Here is a 21852-nt window from a genome sequence, read left to right on the forward strand (position 1 = left end):
TCAGCAGCCGGTATCGAAGGCTGTCTGGAAGGCCAGGAAGTCGAAGAGGGTGAGCGAGCCGTCGCCGTCGAAGTCGGCGGCCAAGTCGCCCGAATCGAACAGGCTTTGGAAGTCCAGGAAGTCGAAGATCGTCAGCTCGCCGTCGCCGTCCAGGTCGGCGTCGCACGCGGCCAGGGCCACGGTGAGGGTGGCCGCGGCGCGGATGCGGTCCTCGCCGAAGACGTGGTCTTCGTTCAGGTGGAAGCCCACGAGCGAGTCGTCCAGCAGCACGCACGAGAGGAAGACGCCGCCGCGGACGCCGACGACCGTCGGGGTCGACGTGAGGTCCATGGCGACGCCGTCGAGCGTGGCGCTCTTGACGGTGAGGTTCATGGTGACGCCCAAGCCGTCGCCGGTGGGCCTGCCCAGGCGGAAGCCGTCGCCGACCAGGCCGCCCGAGATGTTGATGGTGCCGTCGTAGGCGCGGAACTCCGAGCCGATTGCGCCGCCGGTCATGTTGAAGATGGGGTCGACGCCGCCGGTGCCGTTGAGGATGGCGCAGTTGCGATCCATGGCGCCGCCGGACATGTCGACGACGCCCTTCTCGACGACGAAGTCTCGGCCGATGGTGCCGCCGGTGATGGTGAGCCGATTGTCGATGGTCTTCATGAAACCGTTGGTGCCGATCGAGCCACCCGAGATGGTGGCGGTGGCGCGATCGTCGAGCTGCAGGGCGCCCTCGATCGTACCGCCGTCGATGCTGACGGTGGCGTCGTCGATGGCGAGGATGAACGTGTCGACCGTGCCGCCGGTCATGTTGAACTCGGCGTCGTCTTCGATGATGAACGCGGCTTGGCCGCCGGCAACGAGGCCGGCGTCGCCGCCCGACATGTTGCAGACGCTGTTGCCCTGCAGCCATACGCCACGGCGGGTCTGGCCGTCGATGATGTTGAGCGTCGTCGTGCCGACTTCACCGACGAACTTGACGCGGACTAGCTCGCCGCCGTCGAGGTTGTACGTGACGTCTTCGACGAAGTGGTCGACGGTCGGGAAGCCCGAGCCGCCGCCGGCGTTGATGTTGACTGTCGCGCCGTTGAAGGTGAAGGCGCCGGTGCCCGAGTCCGGGAAGATGCTGCCGCCGCTGTGGACGTTGACCGTGGCGCCGGGGTTGGCGGTGAACCACGCCTCGGCCGGCAGCGAGTCCGGCGGGATGTCGATGACCTGGGCGTGCGCGGTGCAGGCAAGGCCGGCGGAAAGGGCGAGTGCGGTGAGGGAGAGGCGGGTCATGGCGGGCTCCTTGAGGTTGGTTGACCCTCAAGGGAGCGGCACGACGATGGCGGACTCACGCCAATCTGCGAACTTTGCCGCAGTGGCGGTGAAGCTAGTGAACCTAGGAATGGCAGGTCTGCACGGCAGGCCGTTCTGGGACCGTTGTTATGGGCAGCCGGAGTCGAAGGCGTTCTGGAATGCGAGGAAGTCGAAGAGCGTGAGCGAGCCATCGCCGTCGAAGTCGGCCTGCGGATCGCCGGCATCGAAGAGGTTCTGGAACGCCAGGAAATCGAAGAGCGTGAGTTCCCCGTCGCAATCAATGTCGGCCGCGCACATGAGCGGGAAGCCCGACACTTGGTACGCAACGCGACCAGCGAACAACCATCCGACGCCATCCGTGCCGTTAAGGCCGATGCCGGCCGGCCCACCAACTTCCGACGGCCGGGGCAACTCGGAGGCCAGGTCTCCCTCGGGCGTGAACTGGGCGATGGTGGATTCGGCGCTGCTCACGACGGTCAGCTTGCCGGTGCCGAGGTTCACTTCGAGGTCGCCGAAGTTCACGCTGTAGCCGGCATCGATGGTGGAAAACGTGTTGAGCACGCTTCCATCGGCCGGATCGATTTCGGCGATCTGGTTGGCCTGTGCGCCGCCGTTGCGATCCTGCACGAGGAAGAACGTACCGCGGTCGGGGTGGTACGCGCCGCCCACGACGTGGCTGAGCCCCCACGCGGCAGTGAGCTCGACGATCTGGTCTCCGGTGGCCGCGTCGTGGGCGTAGATCTCGCACTCGCCCACCTCGCCGTTGAAGACCAGCACCGAGCCGCGGGGCACGTCCACGCCGTTCATCGCGAGGTCGACGGGCGCAACGTCGATGTCGACGTCGTTGGTCGAGCCGCCGGGCATGGGAAAGCTCAGCAGGAGCGTGCCGTCGGTGCGGTAGCCCTGGACCTCGCCGCCGCCGCAGGTGTAGACCCAGATGGTGTCGGTCACTGAATCGTGGCTGCCGGCGCACATGCTGCCCGTGGCCGATGGATCGAAGGCCGAAAGCACCTCGAGCCCCTGGGCCGCCGCAAGGGGCGTGGCCAGCGCGATGCAAAGCGGTGCGGCGATTCGTCGCATGATGGTGTCTCCTTGTCTGCTCCTCGCTGCACAGACCCTACCGGAAACGCCCGAGCGATGCAAGCCGGGTTGATGGCCCCGGGCACGTGATCTGCCTCGATTGACTTGGTTATCAGGCGTTGGGTTACGGACAACCGGCGTCGAAGGCGCTCTGGAATGCCAGGAAGTCGAACAGCGTAAGCGAACCATCGCCGTCAATGTCTGCCACTGGATCGCCGAGCGTGAATTGATTCTGAAACGCGATGAAGTCGAAAACGTTCAACTCACCATTATCATCAGCGTCGGCCACGCAGTCGTACGTCAAAACGACGTTGTCGAGTCCGCACACTTCGCTCGACACGCTGGAGGCGGCCAAACTGATCCTCATGCTCGTGACGTTTGCCATGAGTCCTTCCCAGGTACCGGACAGTAAGACCCATTCGCCCTGACGAATTGGAATGAAACGGGAGCGCCATCCGAATGGTCCAGGCTCAACTGGCGGTAACCATCTGGCCGCACCCCCAGGCCCGTTCAGGTCGACGCGACCCATCGGAAACTGTGTTCCATCGATTTCGATGATGCGATAGTCGTATCGGAGCACTCCGTTGTCATCGTACTCGCGCCAGTCACCGAGAAATTCAGCGGGAGCGGTCACGATTCCACCGAGGGGTGGGCCATCGTCTTCGAATCTCAGGAACCCCCCCGGATTGCCGCCCCCAGGGCTCCAGATGATGCCGCTGGTGAAGGTCCATCCGTCAAGACCACTGTCAAAATCACTCTCAGCCGCAACCCATGAGAGCTGAGCACTCGCGTGGTTTGACAGAACACACATCATCAAAAAGTATACAAATACGTTGCCGAAGTTCCGCATGCGCTCTCCTCTCCTGACACGTCGAGTAGCCCAGCGAGTCGCTCTCAGGCGTTAATCATCCGCCCCTCACTCCCCAACGCCGCCTCGTGCACGCTCTCGTGCATGGTCGGGTGCGCGTGGACGGTCGCGATGAGTTCCTCGCTCGTGGCTTCCAGGCGACGCGCGAGCGAAAGCTCTGCAATCAGTTCGGTCGCCTGGTCGCCCATGATGTGGGCGCCCAGGATCTCGCCACGGGGCAGGCCGCGGATGATCTTGCAGAAGCCGTCGGTGTGGCGGGTGGCGATGGCCTTGCCCAGGGCGCTGAAGGGGAACTTGCCGACCTGGTAGTCTTCGCCCGCCTTGAGGCCCTTTTCCTTCAGGGCGCGCTCGGTGTAGCCGATGCTGGCGACCTGTGGGTGGCAGTAGGTGCAGCCCGGGATGATCGAGTAGTCCATCGGGAAGGGCTCGTGGTCGAGCTTGCCTTCCTTGTGGGCGAAGCGCTCGACGCACAGCACGGCTTCCTCGCTCGCCACGTGCGCGAGCCAGGGCGGGCCGATGACGTCGCCGATGGCGTAGATGCCCTCGAGGTTGGTCTTGTAGTCGATGCGCTGCTCGCCCAGGTTCGTGGGGTCGTAATCGGTCTTGATGTGGTCCTTGACGGTCTCCAGGCCGAGCTTGTCGTCGAACAGGCCGTCGAAGCGGCCCTTGACGCCGATGGCCAGCAGCAGCTTGTCGGCCTCGATGGTTTCCTTCTTGCTCTCGTCGGCCTTGCCGTCCTTGAAGGGGGCGATGGTGACCTTCACGCCCTTGCCCTTGGCATCGACATCAACGCACGTGGTACCGGTCTTGATCTCCATGCCGGCCTTTTTATAGAAGCGGAGCATGGCCTGGCTGACCTCGTCGTCTTCCACCGGCAGGATGCGGTCGAGCATCTCGACGACGGTGACCTTCGTGCCGTAGGCGTGGTAGAAGTAGCCGAACTCCATGCCGATGGCGCCCGAGCCGACGACGATGAGGCTCTTGGGGAAGCTCTTGTTGAACATGGCCTCGCGGGCGCCCCAGATGTGCTCGCTGGAGCCGAACTTCGCGAAGGGCAGGTCTCGTGCGACCGAGCCGGTGGCGATGATGACCTTGTCGGCGGTGATGGTCTCGCGGGGCTTGCTGGCCGGCTTGGCGGGCGCGTCGGTGCGCTCCTCTTCCACCTTGCAGTCGTAGATCTCAATCTTCGCGGGCGTCTTGCCCTTGGCCGGAGCCACGATCTTGGCGCTGGCCTCGATGTGCTCGACCTTGTTCTTCTTCAGCAGGAAGCCCACGCCCTTGTTTAGCTTGTCGGCCACGCCCCGGCTGCGGCTGATGACCTTCGACCAGTCGAAGTCGATCTTGCCGTTGATCTTCAGGCCCCACTCTTCCTTCTCGTGGAGTTTTTCCATCAGTTCGGCGTTGGACAGCAGGGCCTTGGAGGGGATGCAGCCCCAGTTGAGGCAGACCCCGCCGAGCTTGGCCCGCTCGACGCAGGCGGTCTTGTAGCCCAGCTGGGCGGCGCGGATGGCGCCGACGTATCCGCCGGGGCCCGAACCGATGACGACGACGTCGAAGTGCTTGTCGGCCACGGAGTTGCCTTTCTGATGAATCCTGGAAATCCGGAGATCGCGAACCTGAGCGGGCAGTCTAGGTGCCAGGGAGGTCGATTGCCGGACGGGTCGGGGCTTGCCGAACCCCGGAGATCGGCGGCACGATCTCGAAACGAATGCCATAATTCCATGACAGGGATCACGACGTTCGCCCCGAGCCGCCCAAGGCCGCGGCGTCTGCGAAGGGAGCGTGCCCATGCTGGGGCCACGGAGTGCTGTCGCGTGCCTGGGGCTTGCCGTCGGCGTCGCCGCGGCCGACCCGGTGCTGATCGTCACCGACTCGGCCTTTGGCTCGCCCATGGTCTACCACGTCGACGCCGCCACCGGGCAGGTGCTGTCGGCGGTCGATCTGGTGGGCGCGGGCACGACGGGGCGCACGCCCATGGCCGGTCTGGCCCTGCAAGCCGACGGGCAGCTCCTGGGCTTCACGCAGGCGACCGACAACGAGTTCTATCGCATCGACCGCGAGACCGGGGCCGCCACGCGCGGCGGTCGGCTGGGCGTCAGCGCCCGTGAGGGCGGCATGGCCGTGCTGGCCGACGGCACCATCGTGTGCGCGAGCACCGGCTCGCCGGGCCGGCTATTCACGATCGACCCCGCGACCGGGCGCGCGACCCTGGGGCCCACGATGTCGCCCGCCACGGACATCTCAGGCCTGGGCGTTCGCGGCGATGGGCTGCTGGTCGGCCTGGACCTGCGCACCACCGAAGGGCCGCCCGCGCTGCGCCTGATCGACCCTGCCACGGGCGAAACCGTGGTGCTCGCCGAACTCCTGCCCGTCATCGACCTGACCGACGTGGGCGGGCTGGAGGTGATCTCGGTCGGCGGCAGCGAGGTGGGCTACTACGTCGTTTCGGGCGCCGCTACCGGCGCGCCGGCGCAGCTCTGGCGATTCGACCCGTACACGGGCGAGCAGGCGCCCGTGTCCGCCCTGGACGGAATCGGCGCCGTCTCGGGCCTGGCAGCCCTGCCCTGCGCGCCATGCCCGGCCGACCTGGACGGCGACTGCGAGGCGACGATCTTCGACTTCCTGCTGCTGGGCAACTGGATCCAGATGGGCGACGCGCGCGGCGACCTCAACGACGACGGCATGGTGGACCTGTTCGACTACCTGTTCTTCTTGAACCTGTTCGACGCGGGTTGCTGATCTCGCTCGGCGCGACTACTTCGCCGCCGCGTCGTAGGGCCCCGCGAGGGCGCCGAGAAGCTGGATCTGCCGCCAGAAGTCGTGGTTCTCGAAGATCCGGGTGTCCGGACTCGGCGGACTGGCGTCGGGCTTGCGCACCACGCTGATGCAATCGATGAGGGCGCGATCGTTCGGCCCACCCTTGGTGCACAGCTCCTGCAAGGGCACCGACAGGTCGCACGCGAGAGCTCGCTCGCGGATCGACGCGGCGCTGACGCTGCGCGCCCGCCAGTGCACGGGCGTGTCGGCCGAGATCTCGCATCCCGCCAGGTTGCTGTGGTGCAGGAACGCCACGCCGCCCGGCCTGAGCACGCGAGCCAGTTCGCGCAGGTACGAGCCCATCGCGTCCATCTCGGCGTGCACAAGGCTGTCATAGCTGAAGCAAAAGTCGAACGGCCCGTTGATGCGTTCGGCCGGCCCGCCCAGCGTGAAGCCATCCCCCACCACGCCGTGCACGCGGCCGCCGAAGCGCTTCTGGCACGCCTCGATGCATGCGGGATCGATGTCGATGGCGGTTAGCGTGCCCGCGTGGTGCAACAGGTATTGCGTCCAGCGGCCATAGCCAGGCGCGATCTCGAGGATCCTCGCGTGACGCGGCAGCGCATACAGGAACGGCATGAGCCGCGGCAGCAGGATGCCGTGCCACCATCGGTCGCTGCCGCCGGCCAAGGTGGACCATTCATCGCCTGCCCGGCCCCAATCGTGCGAAGCCCACTTTTGCTTGTTGGCGTCGACCGAGGGCATGGCGCGTCAGTTTGTGCCCGCGAGCTTGCGGACGGTCATGTCGAAGCGGCGAACCATCTGGCTGTGCAGCGCCCACACGGCCGCCAGGTGCAGCCCCGCGCTGGCGGCGGCTCCCACCAGCAACGCGAACCTCGCCGTCACGAGCTGATTCGAGCCGCCCTGCGTCACCGTCTCGTACATCGCATCGACCGGCTCGACGAGCGCCAGGCTGCTGGCAAACGGCGAGAGCCCGAGCAGCGCGGGCCCCACCACCGGAATCGAGCGGCCGGCATTGAACCCGCACCCCCCCACCACCGCCGCGGCGATGGCCGCCACGATGACGGCGCCGACAACCGACGCGATGGCGCCCTTGCTCTTGAGCGACCAGTGCAAGCCGATCATGACGCACAACGCCATGAACGGCGCGGCGCTCAGCGCCAGGATGATGCCCGCCTCGGGCAGCACCACCGGCAGCATGACGTTGCCGGCGATGGCCGGGCCCGCGGGCACCTTGGCGTTGTCGGGCTGGCCAAACCCACCGATGGCCGCGTGCACGCCGGCCAGCAGCATGGTGGCGACCGGCACGGCGAGCATGGGCAGCAGGTACGCCACCAGCCCGCGCAGCTTGCCGCCCAGGTACTCGCTGGGCGTCACGGGCGTGGTGAGCAGCAGGTCGAGCGTGCCATCTTCGCGCTCGCGGCTGATGGCCGTGGCAGACATGTTGATCGCCACCAGTGTCGTGACCGCCAACTCGACCAGCACGACGACCATGATCGCCAGCCGATAGTCGGCCGACGTGATGGCGGACGTGTCGTACGCGATGATCAGCACGATCGCCATCGCCACGCCCATCACGATGAACGACCACCGCGCGATGATGCGCCCCAGCGTCGCGTTGCGCGCCGCGGCCTCGCGCCAGGCAATCGGATTGTGCCACACGTGCCTCGGCGGACGGAAGGTCTGCCCATCTTCACCGGTGGCGCCACCGCTGAGCCCCAGCATCCGACGATACCAGGGCAGGCGGGGTCGTTCGCGTGTGCGCCGCGCCAGCCCGCCGGTGCGCACCGTGAGCGTCGAGGCAGCCACCAGCGCCAGGCTCAGGCCCGAGGCGAGCAGGATCCACGCACGCACGGGTCGCTCGAGCATGAAGGCGGCCGGGCCCGAGAGCGTGCCGCGATCGGCACTGGGATACGTCGTCGGGTTCAAGAGTGCGTCGAGCGCCAGGAAGGGGTTCAACCCGGTCAGCCAGGTCACGCCGTTGCCCGCCGGCCCGGCGCCCAGGCCGCGCAGCCGGAGCCATGCATCGATGCCGTAGGTCACGCCCAGGTACGTCACCACCGCGACATAGAAGGTAAAGACCGCGCGCCGGCCGGCGATCCGACTCACCGCAAGCGCAATCGCAATGGCGCCGACAAGCAGCGCCGCGGCGGCGGCCACCAGATAGCTGGCAAAGATGCTCGAGCCCGGCACGCCACCGAAATACTGCGTGAGCGCGAACAGCGGCAGGCTGGCGAACAGCAGGGCAAGCACGAAGAACAACCGGCCGAGCAAGTTGCCCAGCACGATCTGCAACCGGCCCAGCGGCGTGGTCAGCAGCACCTCCCACGTCCTGGGACTCGCTTCCTGGGCGATCGCGCCGGCCATGAATACCGGACTGAGCACGCAGATCAGGAAGATCTGAAGGTACGCCACGTAGGTGAACGTCCCCGCGCCCGCCTCGGCCAGATCTCGAAACGACGTGGCCGCCCCGCTGCCGCTGGTCTTCACCAGCAAGGCCCAGAGCATGACCAGCACCAGCAGCGCCAGGTAGGCCGAGCGGATGTACATGTGCCGGCTCCGGCGGGAGCCGTTCTGCACGAGCCGCACGGCGATGGGGTTGGCCGGGCCCAGGGCCAGCAGCCAGCGGATGAAAACGGGCATCGGGGCGATGATACCTGCCACCGGATGGGTCAGGCCGGGGTTCCGGTCGTATCGATCGGGCTGGTTATTGATAACGAACAAGAACCAAATCGTAATCTAGGCAAGTCCAAGCAAACAAAATTTTCACATTTTAGGGTTTTCGGTGATGACACGGTGGCCATCTTCGGTCATACTCCCTCACAAGTGCCCAGACCCGGCTGCTTAGGGGGCGGTCGGAACTTTGGGTGAGAGGAGACAGACATGCGTAAGACGATCACTGCGGGGGCCATCCTGGCCCTGGCCGGCACCACGTTGGCCGGCGACCTCGACTATCTCGGCGACACGACTGGCGGCCCGACGTTCAACCGTCCGACCAGCCTGACCGCCCTGAGCAGCTTCGCCACCGACGTGGCCTACGAGGCCACCCAGATCGGCGTCAGCGCCGATGGCGACTACTCGGTCCTGAGCGACCAGACCAACTTCGGCCTCCTCTGGGACGGCTACCTGCTGGTCTACGAGAACGGCTTCGATCCGGCCAACCCGCTGGACAACCTGATCGCCCTTAACGACGACTACTTCGGCAGCATGCTGCCCGGTATCGGCGTTGGCTACTCGGGCCTCGACGCCGTCACCATGAGCTCGGCCAGCACGTACTACATCGTGCAGACCGGCTTCAGCAACGGTGACGAGGGCCCGTACCAGGTCTCGATCAGCGGCCCCGGCGACATCCGCATCATCCCGGCTCCGGCCTCGCTGGCCTTGCTGGGCCTCGGCGGCCTGGCCGCCACGCGTCGCCGCCGCTAAGGCTCGACGTTCGTCCCGAGAGAATTCTTTCGAACGCCCCACGGGGCGTTTTTTCCTGCGCGAACCAACCCAACCGGCGCCAAGCGCCCGACGGAGCACCCCATGAAGAATCTGACTACCGCCGCCTGCCTGCTAGTCGCCCTGGCCGGCGCCGCCAACGCCCAGGAACTCGTCTACCAGGGCGATACCACCGGCGCCGAGCGCTTCAACCGTCCCAGCAGCCTGAGCAGCCTCAGCAGCTTCGCAACGGATGTCGCCTACGAGGCCGTCCAGATCGAGGTTACCGAGACCGGCTCGTACACCATCCTCAGCGATCAGACCAATTTCGGCCTGCTCTGGGACGGGTACCTGCTGGTCTACGAGACGGCCTTCGACCCCGCCAGCCCGCTGGACAATCTGATCGACCTGAACGACGACTACTTCGGCTCCATGCTCCCTGGCATCGGCGTGGGATACTCGGGCATCGATGGCATCACGCTGGCCGAGGGCGTGGCCTACTTCATCGTCCACACCGGCTTCTCCAACGACGATCAAGGGCCATACGAGGCCCAGGTTTCCGGCCCGGGGGCCGTACGGATCTTCACGTGCTACGCCGACCTCAACGGTGACAGCCAGTTAGACATCTTCGACTTCCTCGAGTTCCAGAACCTCTTCGACGCGGGCGACGACCAGGCCGACTGCAACGACGATGGCGTGCTGGACATCTTCGACTTCCTCTGCTTCCAGAACGCCTTCGACGCCGGCTGCGAGTAAATACCGAGTCGCTCATGGGGGCATTCCGCCCCCGATTTTGCCCTTGCGTCGGCGGGCCAGTTCCGGTATGCTGTAAAGATCTGGTTCGTGGGGAGTTCAACGAACCAATCAGCACGTGTGCCGGCGGCGCCCACGCCGACCGCGCGGTTGGTGTGGCCTGATGCGATCCCATGGCCCGCCCGGCACACCTTGTCAACAGAGGAGATTGTCGTGGGACGACTGACAACCGCACTGGTGGTGCTGGGCGTGGCCGGCGTGGCCTCGGCCCAGACCGTGTCCGTGCTGGGCGACCTGACGCCCGGCGACCCGATCATGGGCGACTTCCCGGTCGACCTGGTCTTCGGCGAGGTGACCCCGACCACCTGGGACTTCTATGAAGTCACGGCCGAGGCGGGCGATCTGGTTCGCATCGAAGTGAACCGCCTGACCGACTCGCTCGATCCCGTTTCGGCCGCGTACTTCGGCAGCGTCGAGGGCGAGCCCCTGCCGCCCGACGGCACGTTCGTGCTCGAGGCAGACCTCGGTGGCCTGCCGTTCGTTTTCGTGGCCTCGGGCGACGACGATGATCCACCGGCCACCGGCGCCGGTCCCTTCGGCGATCCGAACTACTCGTTCGTCGCCGCCGATGCGGGCACCTACACCATCATCGTCGCCAGCTTCGCCAGCGATCCGGGCGTGCTGGAGTACGAGGTGACCGCGACCATCGGCGATGCGCCCACCGTGCGCCTGGAATACATCGGAGACACCACCGACGGCGATCGCTTCAACCGCCCGGCCGGCCTTGGCACGCTCAGCAGCTTTGCGACCGACGTGCCGTTCGAGGCCGCCGAGATCGAAGTGGCCGAAGACGGCCTGTTCACCGTGCTCAGCGATCAGACCGACTTCGGCTTTGCCTGGGACGGCTACCTGCTCGTCTACGAGAACGGGTTCGACCCGGGCGATCCGCTTGCCAACCTCATCGCCACCAACGATGACTACTTCGGCGTGCTGCTGCCGGGCACCGGCATCGGCTACTCGGGCATCGAAGACATCAGCATGCTCGCCGGCGTGCCGTACACCATCGTGCAGACCGGCTTCAGCAACGATGACTTCGGGCCCTACCAGATCCAGGTGCTGGGCAACTCGGACGTCCGCGTCTTCACCTGCTACGCCGATTTCGATGGCGACGGGCAGCTGACCATCTTCGACTTCCTGGGCTTCCAGAACGCCTTCGACGCCGGCGAAGATCGCGCCGACTGCGACGAAGACGGCTCGCTGACCATCTTCGACTTCCTGTGCTTCCAGAACCTGTTCGATCAGGGCTGCGAGTAAGCACGGCTCAAGGCATCCAGCGATTCATGCCGCCGCCCATGCGACCCCTTCGCATGGGCGGCGTTGCGCTTGGCGACGCCACATTTCATGGAAGTGTTGGCGGTCATTGCCCATTCCTGTGTACTTGCACGCAGGCCTTTGGCCGAAAACTGAAACCCCTATCTTGCCTCAACAGCCACAAGCATGCGAACAACTTATAAATCCATGATCTAGCAAGCAGATTGGCTTGTTTTTCTTCAGGAATCCGTCATCTGGCATTAGAATGGTCCCGAACGCTTGCTTCGTGGCGGGCGCGATGACACATGTGTTTTGAGGAGAGAAACATGCGTATCGCAGGCATCATTGCAGTGGCCGGGCTGGCGACCGTCGCCAACGCCCAGCTCATCGACTTCGAGGGTTTGGGCGAGGGCACCCCCGTCGATACCCAGTACTCTGGCCTGGGCGTCGACTTCGCGACGGACCGCGGCACCGCGTCGATCAGCTCATACACGAGCTTCTTCGGCTCGGACGTGCTGGCAAACGCGACCATGGGCGGTGCGGCCGCCGACCGCGCCCTGACGCTGATCATGGAGTTCAGCACCCCCATCACCGAACTGGAGTTCGACTTCAACAGCGCCGGCGATCCCGGCAGCGCCTTCCCCATCCGCTTCTACAACTCCGGCGGGCTGAGCTCTTCGGACTCCCTGGCGTCGGCCGGCTCGAGCTGGGTCACCGACATTAACTTCAGCGGCCTGGCGAGCGTCACCCGCGTCGAGATCGACTCGGGCGGTGGCGACGGCTGGCTATTCGGCATCGACAACATGGACTTCGTCCAGGTTCCCGCACCCGCCTCGCTCGCCCTCGTCGGCCTGGGTGGCTTGGTCGCAGCACGGCGTCGCCGCTAGAACACGATCGTGACGCATGCGCGGCACGCCCCAGGACGCCCGGTGTGGGCGTCCTTTTTTGTCCGGCGTCCGGGAAATTGGTCTTGTGCGCCGGCGTGTGTTTCGGTACCATAAACGTTTTCGTGGGGCGATGAACGCCCCGCAAGGGGGTTTCAACATGAAGAAGACGATTGGTTTCGCATCCGCCGTACTCATCGCCTGCGGCACCACGCATGCTCAGGTCATCGACTTTGAAGATGGCTTCGAAGGGCAATCCATCACCGACGAGTACGCCGCCCAGGGCGTGATCTTCAGCACCGGGCGCGGTTCGGCCTCGATCTCCAGCTACGCGTCGTATTTCGGCACGCTGTCGATCTGTAACGCCACCGCTGGTGGCGCCGCTGGCGATCGCGACCTGACGCTGATCATGGAGTTCGATCCGCCCATCAGCCTGATCGAGTTCGACTTGCACACCGCGGGCAGCCCGGGCTCTGACTTCCCCATGCGCCTGTACGCCGGCGGCACGCTGGTGGGCAACGAGAGCCTGCCCCAGACCGGCTCGACCTGGTTCCCCTCGCTGGTCTTCGACGGGCTGTCGTCGGTGGACCGCATCGAGATCGATTCGGGCGGTGGCGATGGCTGGCTGTTCAGCCTGGACAACATCTTTGTCGAGGGTGGATCCTGCTATGCCGACTTCGACGAGGACGGTTCGCTGACCATCTTTGACTTCCTTGCGTTCCAGAACGCCTTTGATGCCGGCGACCCGATCGCCGACTGCGACGGAGACGGCGCGTTGACGCTGTTCGACTTCCTCTGCTTCCAGAACGCCTTCGACGCCGGCTGCGAGTAACCGCAGCCTCCGCAGCGCACCAAAGCAAAACGCCCGGCCGCATCGCGCGACCGGGCGTTGTTGTTTCAAGACTTAGAACTGAATCAGGTCGACTCGGCCCCGGCCGACACCGGCGTATCACCCTCGGAGTTGTCGCCCTGGTCCTCGTCCTTGGGCGGCTCGGGAAGGCTCTCGGTGTTGAAGAACAGGTTCTCGTCTTCGCCCTTGCGGGTCACCTTGATGAGCGTGCGGCCCTGGATCTCGCCCGACAGCAGCATCTCGCTGAGCGGATCTTCGATGTACTGGCCGATCGCACGACGCAGCGGACGGGCGCCGAAGTCGGGGTTGTAGCCCTTGTCGATCAGGAAGTCCTTGGCCGGCTGATCCAGTTCCATCGTGATGTTCTGGATCCGCAGGCGGTCGGCTACCTTCTTGACCTCGTACTCGATGATCTGCACGAGGTCGTCGCGCGTCAGCGGGCGGAACACGATCGTGTCATCGAGGCGGTTGATGAATTCGGGGCGGAAGAACCGCTCGATCTCCTTCATCAGGATGCCCTTGATGTTGTCGTAGTCCACGTCCGTCGAGCGCTTCTGGAAGCCGAAGCCGCCGCCGCCCTTGATCAGATCAGCACCGATGTTGCTGGTCATGATCATGATCGTGTTGCGGAAGTCGACGTTCCGGCCGAACGAGTCGGTCAGGCGGCCCTCCTCCATGATCTGGAGCAGCATGTTGAAGACGTCCGGGTGGGCCTTCTCGACCTCATCCAGGAGCACGACCGAATACGGCCGGCGGCGGATGCGCTCGGTGAGCTGCCCGCCCTCTTCGTAGCCGACGTAGCCCGGAGGCGCGCCGATGAGGCGGCTGACGTTGTGCTTCTCCATGTACTCGCTCATGTCCAGGTGCACGAGGGCGTCCTCGTCGCCGAACATGAACTCGGCCAGCGCCTTGCTCAGCAGCGTCTTGCCCACGCCGGACGGACCGACGAAGATGAAGCTGCCCATCGGACGCTTGGGATCCTTCAGGCCCGCCCGGGCGCGACGGATCGCCTTGGCCACCGCCTTGATGGCGTCTTCCTGGCTGATGACCTTCTTGTGCAGCTCGGTCTCGAGCTTGAGCAGGCGGTCGGCCTCCTCGCTCTCCAGACGCTGCAGCGGCACGCCGGTCATGCTCGACACGACCTCGGCGATGATGTCCTCATCGACGGTGCCGTCGATCTCCTTGGACTTCTCGCGCCAGGTCTTCTGGATCTCTTCCTTCTTCTTGCGGAGCTGCTCAGCCTGGTCGCGAAGCTCGGCGGCGCGCTCGTAGTCCGCGGCCTTGACGGCCTCGTCCTTCTCCACGCCCAGCTTCTCGACCTCGCTCTCGATCTCGGCGAGGTCTGGCGGCTTGCTCATGCTCTTGATGCGTACGCGGGCGCCCGCCTCGTCGATCACGTCGATCGACTTGTCGGGCTGCACGCGACCCGAGATGTACCGACCGCTGAGCTCCACCGCGGCGCGCACGGCGTCGTCGGTGATGCGCACGCGGTGGTGCTGCTCGTAGCGGTCGCGCAGGCCCTTGATGATCTCCACGGTCTGCTCATCGTTGGGCGGATCGACCGGGATGGCCTGGAAGCGGCGTGCGAGCGCGGCATCCTTCTCGATGTACTTGCGGTACTCATCAAACGTCGTGGCGCCGATGCACTGGATCTCACCGCGAGCCAGCGCGGGCTTCAAGACGTTACTCGCGTCGATCGCGCCCTCGGCACCGCCGGCACCAACGAGCGTGTGCAATTCGTCGATGAACAGGATCACGTTCTTGGCGCGACGAACCTCGTTCATCACAGCCTTGATGCGCTCCTCGAACTGGCCCCGGTACTTCGTGCCGGCGACCATCATCGCCAGGTCGAGCACCACGATCCGCTTCTCGTGCAGGATCTCAGGCACGTCGCCCGAGATGATGCGCTGGGCCATGCCCTCGACGATGGCGGTCTTGCCAACGCCGGCCTCGCCCAGCAGCACGGGGTTGTTCTTCGTGCGGCGGCACAGGATCTGCACCACGCGCTCGATCTCCTTCGCACGCCCGATCACCGGATCGAGCGAACTTTCCTTGGCCAGCTCGGTCAGGTCGCGACCAAAACTGTCCAGCGCCGGCGTCCGGCTCTTGCCCTTTCGGCCCTCGCTTGGGCTGCCGCCCGAAACGCCCGCGCTGGCAAAGCCCTCTTCGCTGCCGCCCGAGCCCTCGCCCGAAGCGCCCAGCAGGTTGAGGACCTCCTCGCGGACCTCGTCGAGCTTCAGCCCAAGGTTCCGCAGCACCTGGGCCGCCACGCCGTCCTGCTCTCGCAGGAGGCCCAGCAACAGGTGCTCGGTGCCGACGTAGTTGTGGTTGAGGCTGCGCGCCTCTTCGATGGCGTACTCGATGACCTTCTTGGCGCGCGGCGTCTGCGGCAGCTTGCCCATGGTCACCATCTCGGGGCCCGCCTTGACGAGCTTCTCGACCTCGAGGCGGACCTTGCGCAGGTCCACGTCGAGATTCTTCAGCACGTTGGCGCCGACACCCGAGCCTTCCTTCACGAGGCCGAGCAGGATGTGCTCGGTCCCGATGTACTCGTGGTTGAGGCGCTGGGCTTCCTGATTGGCCAGGCCCATCACCTTGCGGGCTCGGTCTGTAAACCGTTCAAACATTGCCGCACCTCCAAGGGGATCGCACCGAACACATTCCGGCCGATCCGTGCACCGGAGCTTCGGGTCGCTCCGAAGCGGAACCGAAGACCCACCAGGCACCAAGCCCGCCGATCAACGGCACATTCCGGGGTATCGGTTGCATGGCCCATGCCAATTTCTCAAACCGACCACCCCGGCGCGTACTTTCTGCCCTGTGGCCCCAAAACACCACCCGGGCCCCCGCCCGAGCGCATTCCCGTGTGACACGCCCGGTCGGATCCGTAATCGGACCCGCTCCGCCCTGCCGATGCGGCAGGCCATCGGTCCGATTACTTGTGTATACGACGATTCAGCGGCTGCGGGTCGATTGGCTCGTCAGTCGTGGGTCGGCCACGATTTCGATAGGGATGACCCGTTCATCTTCCGAACCATCGGCCTTATCCCGCACGATCACCTTCAACTGGTACCGCCCCACGCTCAACGAGGCCGGCAAGTCGATGACCGTGCCCAGGTAGATCTCCTGCCGGGGCCGATCGCTGCGGATGACGACCCGTTCTTCGGGCTTGCGCCAGGCCAGCATCGACCCCCGCTCGTTGTACAGGCGTAGCTCGAGCCCCAGCACCACCTCGTACACCCCGGGGTTGGAGGCCTCGCCCCGGCTGGCCGGCTCGGCCGCCAGTTGGGTCTGGAAGCTCGCCGGCTCGGTGTACAGCAGCATGCGATTGCTGCGTCCGGCCATGAACGCATACCGCTCGAACGGCCGATAGGCCGCAAAGCCATAGATGTCCGTCGCCAGCGCCGCGTCGTTGATGCGAACCGGCAGCACGTCCGGGAGCCTGCGGCCCACGTCATCGATGGCTTGGGCAATGCGTCGCGGCGCGTCGGCACGATCGCCCGCGGCCATGGCCCGCAGCAAGGGCCCAAGCGCGTCGGCCAGGTCGCGCTCGGTCGGGCTCAGCCGTTGGCCCGGCCGCCCGCCATCGTGCTGCTCGGCGTATTCGCGGATGGCGCCGGCCAACAGCGTGGCCGCGAACGCGCGGTCCGGGTCCTTGGCTTGCTCTTCCAACTGAGCCAGCATGAGTTCCACCGGATCCGGCGGCGGCTCATCATCGACTGTAACCGGCCCAGCGGGCTCCACCCGGGTCGGTTCGGGCGGTGCAGCGGTCGTCCTCGCATCGTCCTCGACCGACCGCTGTTGCCAGGGCCGAGGCTCCCCGCTCGTCGGCGGCGATTGATTATCGGCGCTGCGTGAACGCTGCTGCATCTCCATCAGCTTGGCCATGTCGTCGGCCGACTGCCGGGCCAATTCGGCCAGCGACGGCCCCTGGTCGACCTCGGGTTGGGCCTGCGGATCTTCCAGATCTTCCAGGGCCGCACTGGGCGCGCCATCGTCATCGGCGGCGGGCTGAGTCTGGCAGCCAGTCAGCGTGAACGCCAAGGACACCCCAAGGCACGGCAAGATCCGGCGGTGGTCCACGGTCGCCTCCTGCGACATCGGCACACGAACAGCCCGGGGCCTTGGGCCCCGGAAGACTCACCGGGTATCGGGCCGCCCGCTCAGGCGGCTTGCGATTTCCACGCACAGACGCTCCAGCGTCCGCCGGCCCGGTGCGCCGCGCTTCATCGCAGCGTCGGCTTCGCACGCCGTCGCGTGCAGACGAGCGGTACCAGCGGGCCCCAGCCGCCGGGCGGCCCTGACGACGGCCGCGCCCTTGGGCGCCGGCCACACGTTCAACTTCTTGGCGATCGCGCCATCGGGCACGCCGCTGTGGGCCATGCGCGCGGCCGTGGCCAGCACCCGCGTCAGGTCGACGCACGCCCACATGGCGGGCACGGCCTGGTCACGCGGCGCATTGCCCATCCACAGCTCGATGTACGAAAGCACCCGCGACGGCTGGCCCGACAGGATCTCGTCCTGCAGCGGCCAGGGCTTCTCGGCCTCGCGCGTGGCGCGAACGTGCATCCGCACCAGGTCCGCCGTGATCTCCGGCGCTTCGATCGGCCCCACCGCGTCGGTCGCCAGCTTGCCCAACTCGGCATCCAGGCGGGCAAGGTCGACGCCCACCGAATCGACCAACACCTGCGCGGCGTCGGCTCGAAGTTGGACCTTATGAAACCCCTTGGCGCGGGCCGATGCCCACTGGGCGGCCTGCTGGGGCCCCACCGCCTCGCACGAGATGACCTTCCCGACTTTCTCGACCGCCTTGTCCAGCCGTCCCGGCCGCCAGGTCTCGGCCCGCAGCACCAGCGTCGCCCGGTCGTCGGGGTCCTGGGCGTACTTCTCGAGGGCGGGCCGGGTGGCCTCTCGCACGAACTTGTCAGCGTTGTCCACCACCACCAGCTTGTGCACCGGCAGCAGCCCGGGGCTTCGGCATTCGTCCAGCACGTCGGCCAGGGCGGCCGACTCGCCGTCGAAGCGGATCGTGTTGATTTCCAGACCGGTCGCCTTTGCGAGGGCCTCACGCAGCTTCTCAAAATAGTGCTGGCGGAGGAAGGCCTCGTGCCCCTTCAGGATGGCCACGCGTTCGCTGCCATCCGGGGCGGCCGCCTTGGTCGACTTTGGAGCACTCCGCTTGGCCATCGTGGCCACACGATATGCGACCGAGGCCGCCCGACGGGCGTATACCAAGGGCGTGCTGGTATTGACCGTCATCGAGGGGCCCACCAAGGGCAAGCGATTCGAGCTGCCCGCCAACGAGCCGCAGCTGCTCGGGCGGTCGAGTGAGGCCCTGCCGCTGGACGATCAGGCCGTCAGCCGACGCCACGCCGAACTTACCCCCGACAATGGCGAGTGGTACCTGCGTGACCTGGAGAGCCAGAACGGCACGCTCGTGAACGGGCGGCCGATCCAGGGCCGCGTTCGCCTGCGCACCGGCGACACCATCACCGTCGGCCAGACCACCCTGGCCTTTGGTCGATCGAGCATCGTCGACGAGTTCGACATGATCGAGTTGCTGCGCCCGGGCGAGATTGCCACCAGCGTCGACGCCACGCTCAAGCGTGCGACGGACACGGCCGCCACGCCCGATGGCAAGAGCACGCCGGCCGAGCAGCACGCGCTGGAGTATTTGCGCGTCGTATATCAGATCACCGAGCTGGCGGCCAAGTCGGTCACGCGGGGCGCCCTGCTGCACGGCCTGCTCGAGCTTATCTTCGAGGAATTCAAGCCCGAGCGCGGCGTGGTCATGCTCATCGACGACAAGGGCAAGCTCACGCCCGGAGCCGTCAAGAACCGCGCGCTCATCAAGGGCCGCGAAGATGATCGCATCCAGGTCAGCCGGACCATCCTGCTCCACGCCGTGCGCACCGGTGAGGCCGTGTTGTCCACGAACGCGATGGCCGACCCGCGCTTCGCATCCGGAGATTCGGTGCAGAACCTCCGCATCCGCAGCGCCATCTGCGTGCCCATCGAACACCGGGCCAGCGTGTTCGGCGCCATCTATATTGACACATCGGCAACCGATCAGACCTTCACCAACGAGCAACTTCGGCTACTCCACGCCGTGGGACAGCAGGCCGGCATCGCCCTCTCGAACCTGCAACTGCACCAGGGTAAGCTACAGACCGAGCGCCTCGCCGCCATGGGCCAGACCGTGGCAAGCCTGAGCCACTCGATCAAGAACATCCTGCAAGGGCTCAGCGGCGGCGCCGATCTGGTCGAGATGGGTCTGGACCGCGAAGACCTGGCGATCTCGCGACAGGGCTGGGGTATCCTCAAACGCAACCTCGACCGCATTGCGGGCCTGACGACCAACATGCTCGCCTTCAGCCGCCATCGGCAGGTGGAGATGGAGTTCACCCCCTTGCGGCCGCTCATCGAGGACTGCGCGCAGCTGCTGGAAACGCCGTGCGAACAGGCTGGCGTGGCGCTCATCGTCGACGCGGAAGACGAGGTGCCCCCGGTGCCGATCGACGTGTCGCTCATCCACCAGGCGCTCATGAACCTGCTGACCAACGCGCTGGAAGCCGTGCCGCAGGGTTCAGGGCGCATCACCGTGCGCCTGCACTACGAAGAGCCCGACGCACGCGGACCCGGCAGCCCGGGCGAAGCCCACGTGCTGGTCATCGACAACGGGCCTGGCATTCCAAAGGATCGGCACAAGAGCATCTTCGAGCCCTTCCAGACGAGCAAGGGCGTGCGCGGCACGGGGCTTGGCCTGGCGGTCACCAAGCGCGTGGTCGAAGATCACCGCGGGCGCATCACGATCTCGAGCGAGCCGGGCAAGGGCTCGACGTTCACCATCGTGCTGCCCACCGATCCCGATCGAGACCACGACCCGTCGGCAACGCGGGGCCCCCACCATCGCTGACCGGCCGGCTTACTTGGCCGTGTACTTGCCGCGGCCTTCCTTCCGGAAGGCGTCGGGATGCTTGATGAGCGTCTGGTTGACGATCGTACGGAAGTTCGGGCTGGTCGTCTTGTAACCTGCCTTCTGCACCGCTGCGGCAGCCTCGGTCACGCCCATGGTCGTGCCGGTGAGCACCTGCTGGAGCGCTTCGACCAGGTTTGTATCGTTACGGTGGCGCTTGCGCGAACCACGCGGCTTGGTCGGGGCCTTGACCGATGGCTTGCGACCAGAGCTCGCCGAACCCTTTCGGCTCGTCGAGCGCTTGGCGGTCTTCTTCGTGCTGCGCGAACGACCGCCGCCGTGCGAGCGCGCCTGGCTCGCCGGCGCGTTCTTGCGCGGCCGGCCGCGCGGCCGACCGGTCGTGGTGCTCACGCCAAGTTCGGCCAGATACTCATCGATCTCCGCAATGCGCTCGACGAGCTCGGCCCTCTCCTCGGCCAGCTCGACCGCGCCCTCGCGACGTCGCTCCAGTTCCTGATGCAGTTCGGACACAGACAGTTCGCTCAGCGGCTTGGTCGCCTTGCGAGGCTTCGAGCGCGTGGAGGTCTTCTTCTTGCGTGGCATACGTGCTCCGAGGGAGAAAAGAGCGTGAGCATTGGCGAGCGATCCTCATCGCACGCCGCGAATCCCACGAGAAGCATGATGTTACCAATGGAAACTCAGGAAAGCGACAGTACGTGCATGAACAACTTTTTAGAGTTGCCGGTTACTGCGACTCGAAGCCCATGGATCGCATAAGTCCATCGAAGTGCTCGAGGTCGTAGAACTCGATCACGAGCTTACCCTTGTGGCCCGAGTTCGAAACGTCGATGCGGACACGCGTCTTCAGATGCTCGCCGAGCTTCTCTTCGAGGTCTCGGATGTTTGCGTCGCGCTCGGGAGTATCGGCGCCCGGCTGTTCCTTGCCGGGCACGGCGCGCTGCGCCATGTCCCGCACCGCCTTCTCGGTCTGCCGGACGGAGAGGTGTTCGGTCATGATGCGCTCGACCAGGCCGCGCAGCTGGGCTTCGTCCGGTACCGATGCGAGCATCTTCCCGTGTCCGGCCGACAGCGCACCATCGGCGATCATGTTCCGAATATCTTCGGGCAATTCAAGCAATCGCAGCAGGTTCGCGACGGAGGAGCGATCCAGCCCAACACGGTCGGCCACGTCCGACTGCGTCATCGAAAACTTGCCCATGAGCGTCCGGAACGCGTTGGCCCGCTCGATGGGGTTCAAGTCGGTTCGCTGCACGTTTTCGATGAGCGCCAGCTCTGCCGACTTGCGATCGTCGGCCTCGCGAACGATGGCGGGCACCGTTTCAAGGCCCGCCATGCGACACGCGCGCCAACGCCGCTCGCCCGCAATCAACTCGAATCGATCACCGCCCAGCGGCCGAACCACGATCGGTTGCATCAGCCCGGCCAGGCGGATCGATGCGGCCAGCTCGGCCAAGTGCCGATCATCGAACTTGATGCGTGGCTGGAACGAGTTTGGACGCACAGAGTTAATGGGGATTTCACTTATTTTCTCACTATTGTCCGATAACTCTGAGGCTGTGACCTCGACCTTTGGTGCTTCCGTGTCCTCAAGAAGGCTGGAGAGGCCGCGACCGAGCTTCCGTGGGCGTTGTGTTGCCATGACCTAGTTTATCGGGCAGCCGCGGGTGTTCCACGTGACACA

General features: G+C 65.8%; 18 protein-coding genes. 7 read left to right on the forward strand and 11 right to left on the reverse strand.

What is annotated here, in order from left to right; all coding sequences use genetic code 11:
* From RIE32_08490 to lpdA, 4 genes are all read right to left on the reverse strand, one after another.
* On the reverse strand, positions 1-1266 hold the full coding sequence (locus tag RIE32_08490; protein MEQ9096285.1) for a GC-type dockerin domain-anchored protein: 1266 nt from the start codon (positions 1264-1266) through the stop codon (positions 1-3).
* Positions 1267-1413: 147 nt separating this feature from the next.
* On the reverse strand, positions 1414-2367 hold the full coding sequence (locus RIE32_08495) for a GC-type dockerin domain-anchored protein (protein MEQ9096286.1): 954 nt from the start codon (positions 2365-2367) through the stop codon (positions 1414-1416).
* Between the two features lie 124 nt (positions 2368-2491).
* Complete coding sequence (locus tag RIE32_08500) at positions 2492-3217, reverse strand: GC-type dockerin domain-anchored protein (GenBank protein MEQ9096287.1); 726 nt, start codon at positions 3215-3217, stop codon at positions 2492-2494.
* Positions 3218-3261: 44 nt separating this feature from the next.
* A complete protein-coding gene (gene lpdA / locus RIE32_08505; protein MEQ9096288.1) occupies positions 3262-4806 on the reverse strand; it encodes a dihydrolipoyl dehydrogenase in 1545 nt (514 codons plus the stop codon).
* Positions 4807-5023: 217 nt separating this feature from the next.
* Here lpdA and RIE32_08510 point away from each other — a divergent pair, with 217 nt between their 5' ends.
* Positions 5024-5974, forward strand: coding sequence for a GC-type dockerin domain-anchored protein (locus RIE32_08510; GenBank protein MEQ9096289.1), 951 nt, complete (start codon positions 5024-5026; stop codon positions 5972-5974).
* A 15-nt stretch (positions 5975-5989) separates the two neighbouring features.
* Here RIE32_08510 and RIE32_08515 read toward each other — a convergent pair whose 3' ends face one another.
* On the reverse strand, positions 5990-6682 hold the full coding sequence (locus tag RIE32_08515; GenBank protein MEQ9096290.1) for a class I SAM-dependent methyltransferase: 693 nt from the start codon (positions 6680-6682) through the stop codon (positions 5990-5992).
* An 81-nt stretch (positions 6683-6763) separates the two neighbouring features.
* A complete protein-coding gene (locus RIE32_08520) occupies positions 6764-8656 on the reverse strand; it encodes an ABC transporter permease subunit (protein ID MEQ9096291.1) in 1893 nt (630 codons plus the stop codon).
* A 240-nt stretch (positions 8657-8896) separates the two neighbouring features.
* Between RIE32_08520 and RIE32_08525 the strand changes: the two genes are divergently transcribed.
* The 5 genes from RIE32_08525 to RIE32_08545 all read left to right on the forward strand — a co-directional run bounded on the left by RIE32_08525 (position 8897) and on the right by RIE32_08545 (position 13216).
* Positions 8897-9439, forward strand: coding sequence for a PEP-CTERM sorting domain-containing protein (locus RIE32_08525; GenBank protein MEQ9096292.1), 543 nt, complete (start codon positions 8897-8899; stop codon positions 9437-9439).
* A gap of 102 nt (positions 9440-9541) precedes the next feature.
* Entirely contained in the window at positions 9542-10192 is a 651-nt protein-coding gene (locus tag RIE32_08530; protein ID MEQ9096293.1) for a GC-type dockerin domain-anchored protein, read from the forward strand.
* Between the two features lie 210 nt (positions 10193-10402).
* Complete coding sequence (locus tag RIE32_08535; GenBank protein MEQ9096294.1) at positions 10403-11503, forward strand: GC-type dockerin domain-anchored protein; 1101 nt, start codon at positions 10403-10405, stop codon at positions 11501-11503.
* A gap of 323 nt (positions 11504-11826) precedes the next feature.
* Positions 11827-12387, forward strand: coding sequence for a PEP-CTERM sorting domain-containing protein (locus RIE32_08540; GenBank protein ID MEQ9096295.1), 561 nt, complete (start codon positions 11827-11829; stop codon positions 12385-12387).
* Positions 12388-12544: 157 nt separating this feature from the next.
* Positions 12545-13216, forward strand: coding sequence for a GC-type dockerin domain-anchored protein (locus tag RIE32_08545; GenBank protein MEQ9096296.1), 672 nt, complete (start codon positions 12545-12547; stop codon positions 13214-13216).
* Positions 13217-13299: 83 nt separating this feature from the next.
* Here RIE32_08545 and RIE32_08550 read toward each other — a convergent pair whose 3' ends face one another.
* From RIE32_08550 to holA, 3 genes are all read right to left on the reverse strand, one after another.
* A complete protein-coding gene (locus tag RIE32_08550) occupies positions 13300-15861 on the reverse strand; it encodes an ATP-dependent Clp protease ATP-binding subunit (protein MEQ9096297.1) in 2562 nt (853 codons plus the stop codon).
* A 328-nt stretch (positions 15862-16189) separates the two neighbouring features.
* Positions 16190-17317 carry a hypothetical protein gene (locus tag RIE32_08555; GenBank protein ID MEQ9096298.1) on the reverse strand — a complete coding sequence of 376 codons (1128 nt, stop codon included), beginning with the start codon at positions 17315-17317 and terminating at the stop codon, positions 16190-16192.
* A 57-nt stretch (positions 17318-17374) separates the two neighbouring features.
* On the reverse strand, positions 17375-18421 hold the full coding sequence (holA, locus tag RIE32_08560; protein MEQ9096299.1) for a DNA polymerase III subunit delta: 1047 nt from the start codon (positions 18419-18421) through the stop codon (positions 17375-17377).
* Between the two features lies 1 nt (position 18422).
* Between holA and RIE32_08565 the strand changes: the two genes are divergently transcribed.
* Positions 18423-20150 (forward strand): ATP-binding protein, encoded by a 1728-nt coding sequence (locus RIE32_08565; protein ID MEQ9096300.1) that lies wholly within the window; start codon positions 18423-18425, stop codon positions 20148-20150.
* A 9-nt stretch (positions 20151-20159) separates the two neighbouring features.
* On the opposite strand, the gene RIE32_08570 is transcribed toward RIE32_08565, so the two are convergent.
* Positions 20160-20753, reverse strand: coding sequence for a hypothetical protein (locus RIE32_08570; GenBank protein MEQ9096301.1), 594 nt, complete (start codon positions 20751-20753; stop codon positions 20160-20162).
* A 142-nt stretch (positions 20754-20895) separates the two neighbouring features.
* Entirely contained in the window at positions 20896-21810 is a 915-nt protein-coding gene (locus RIE32_08575; GenBank protein ID MEQ9096302.1) for a ParB/RepB/Spo0J family partition protein, read from the reverse strand.
* Positions 21811-21852 lie beyond the last annotated feature (42 nt).

It is taken from the genome of Phycisphaerales bacterium (assembly GCA_040221175.1).
Lineage (GTDB): Bacteria > Planctomycetota > Phycisphaerae > Phycisphaerales > UBA1924 > JAHCJI01.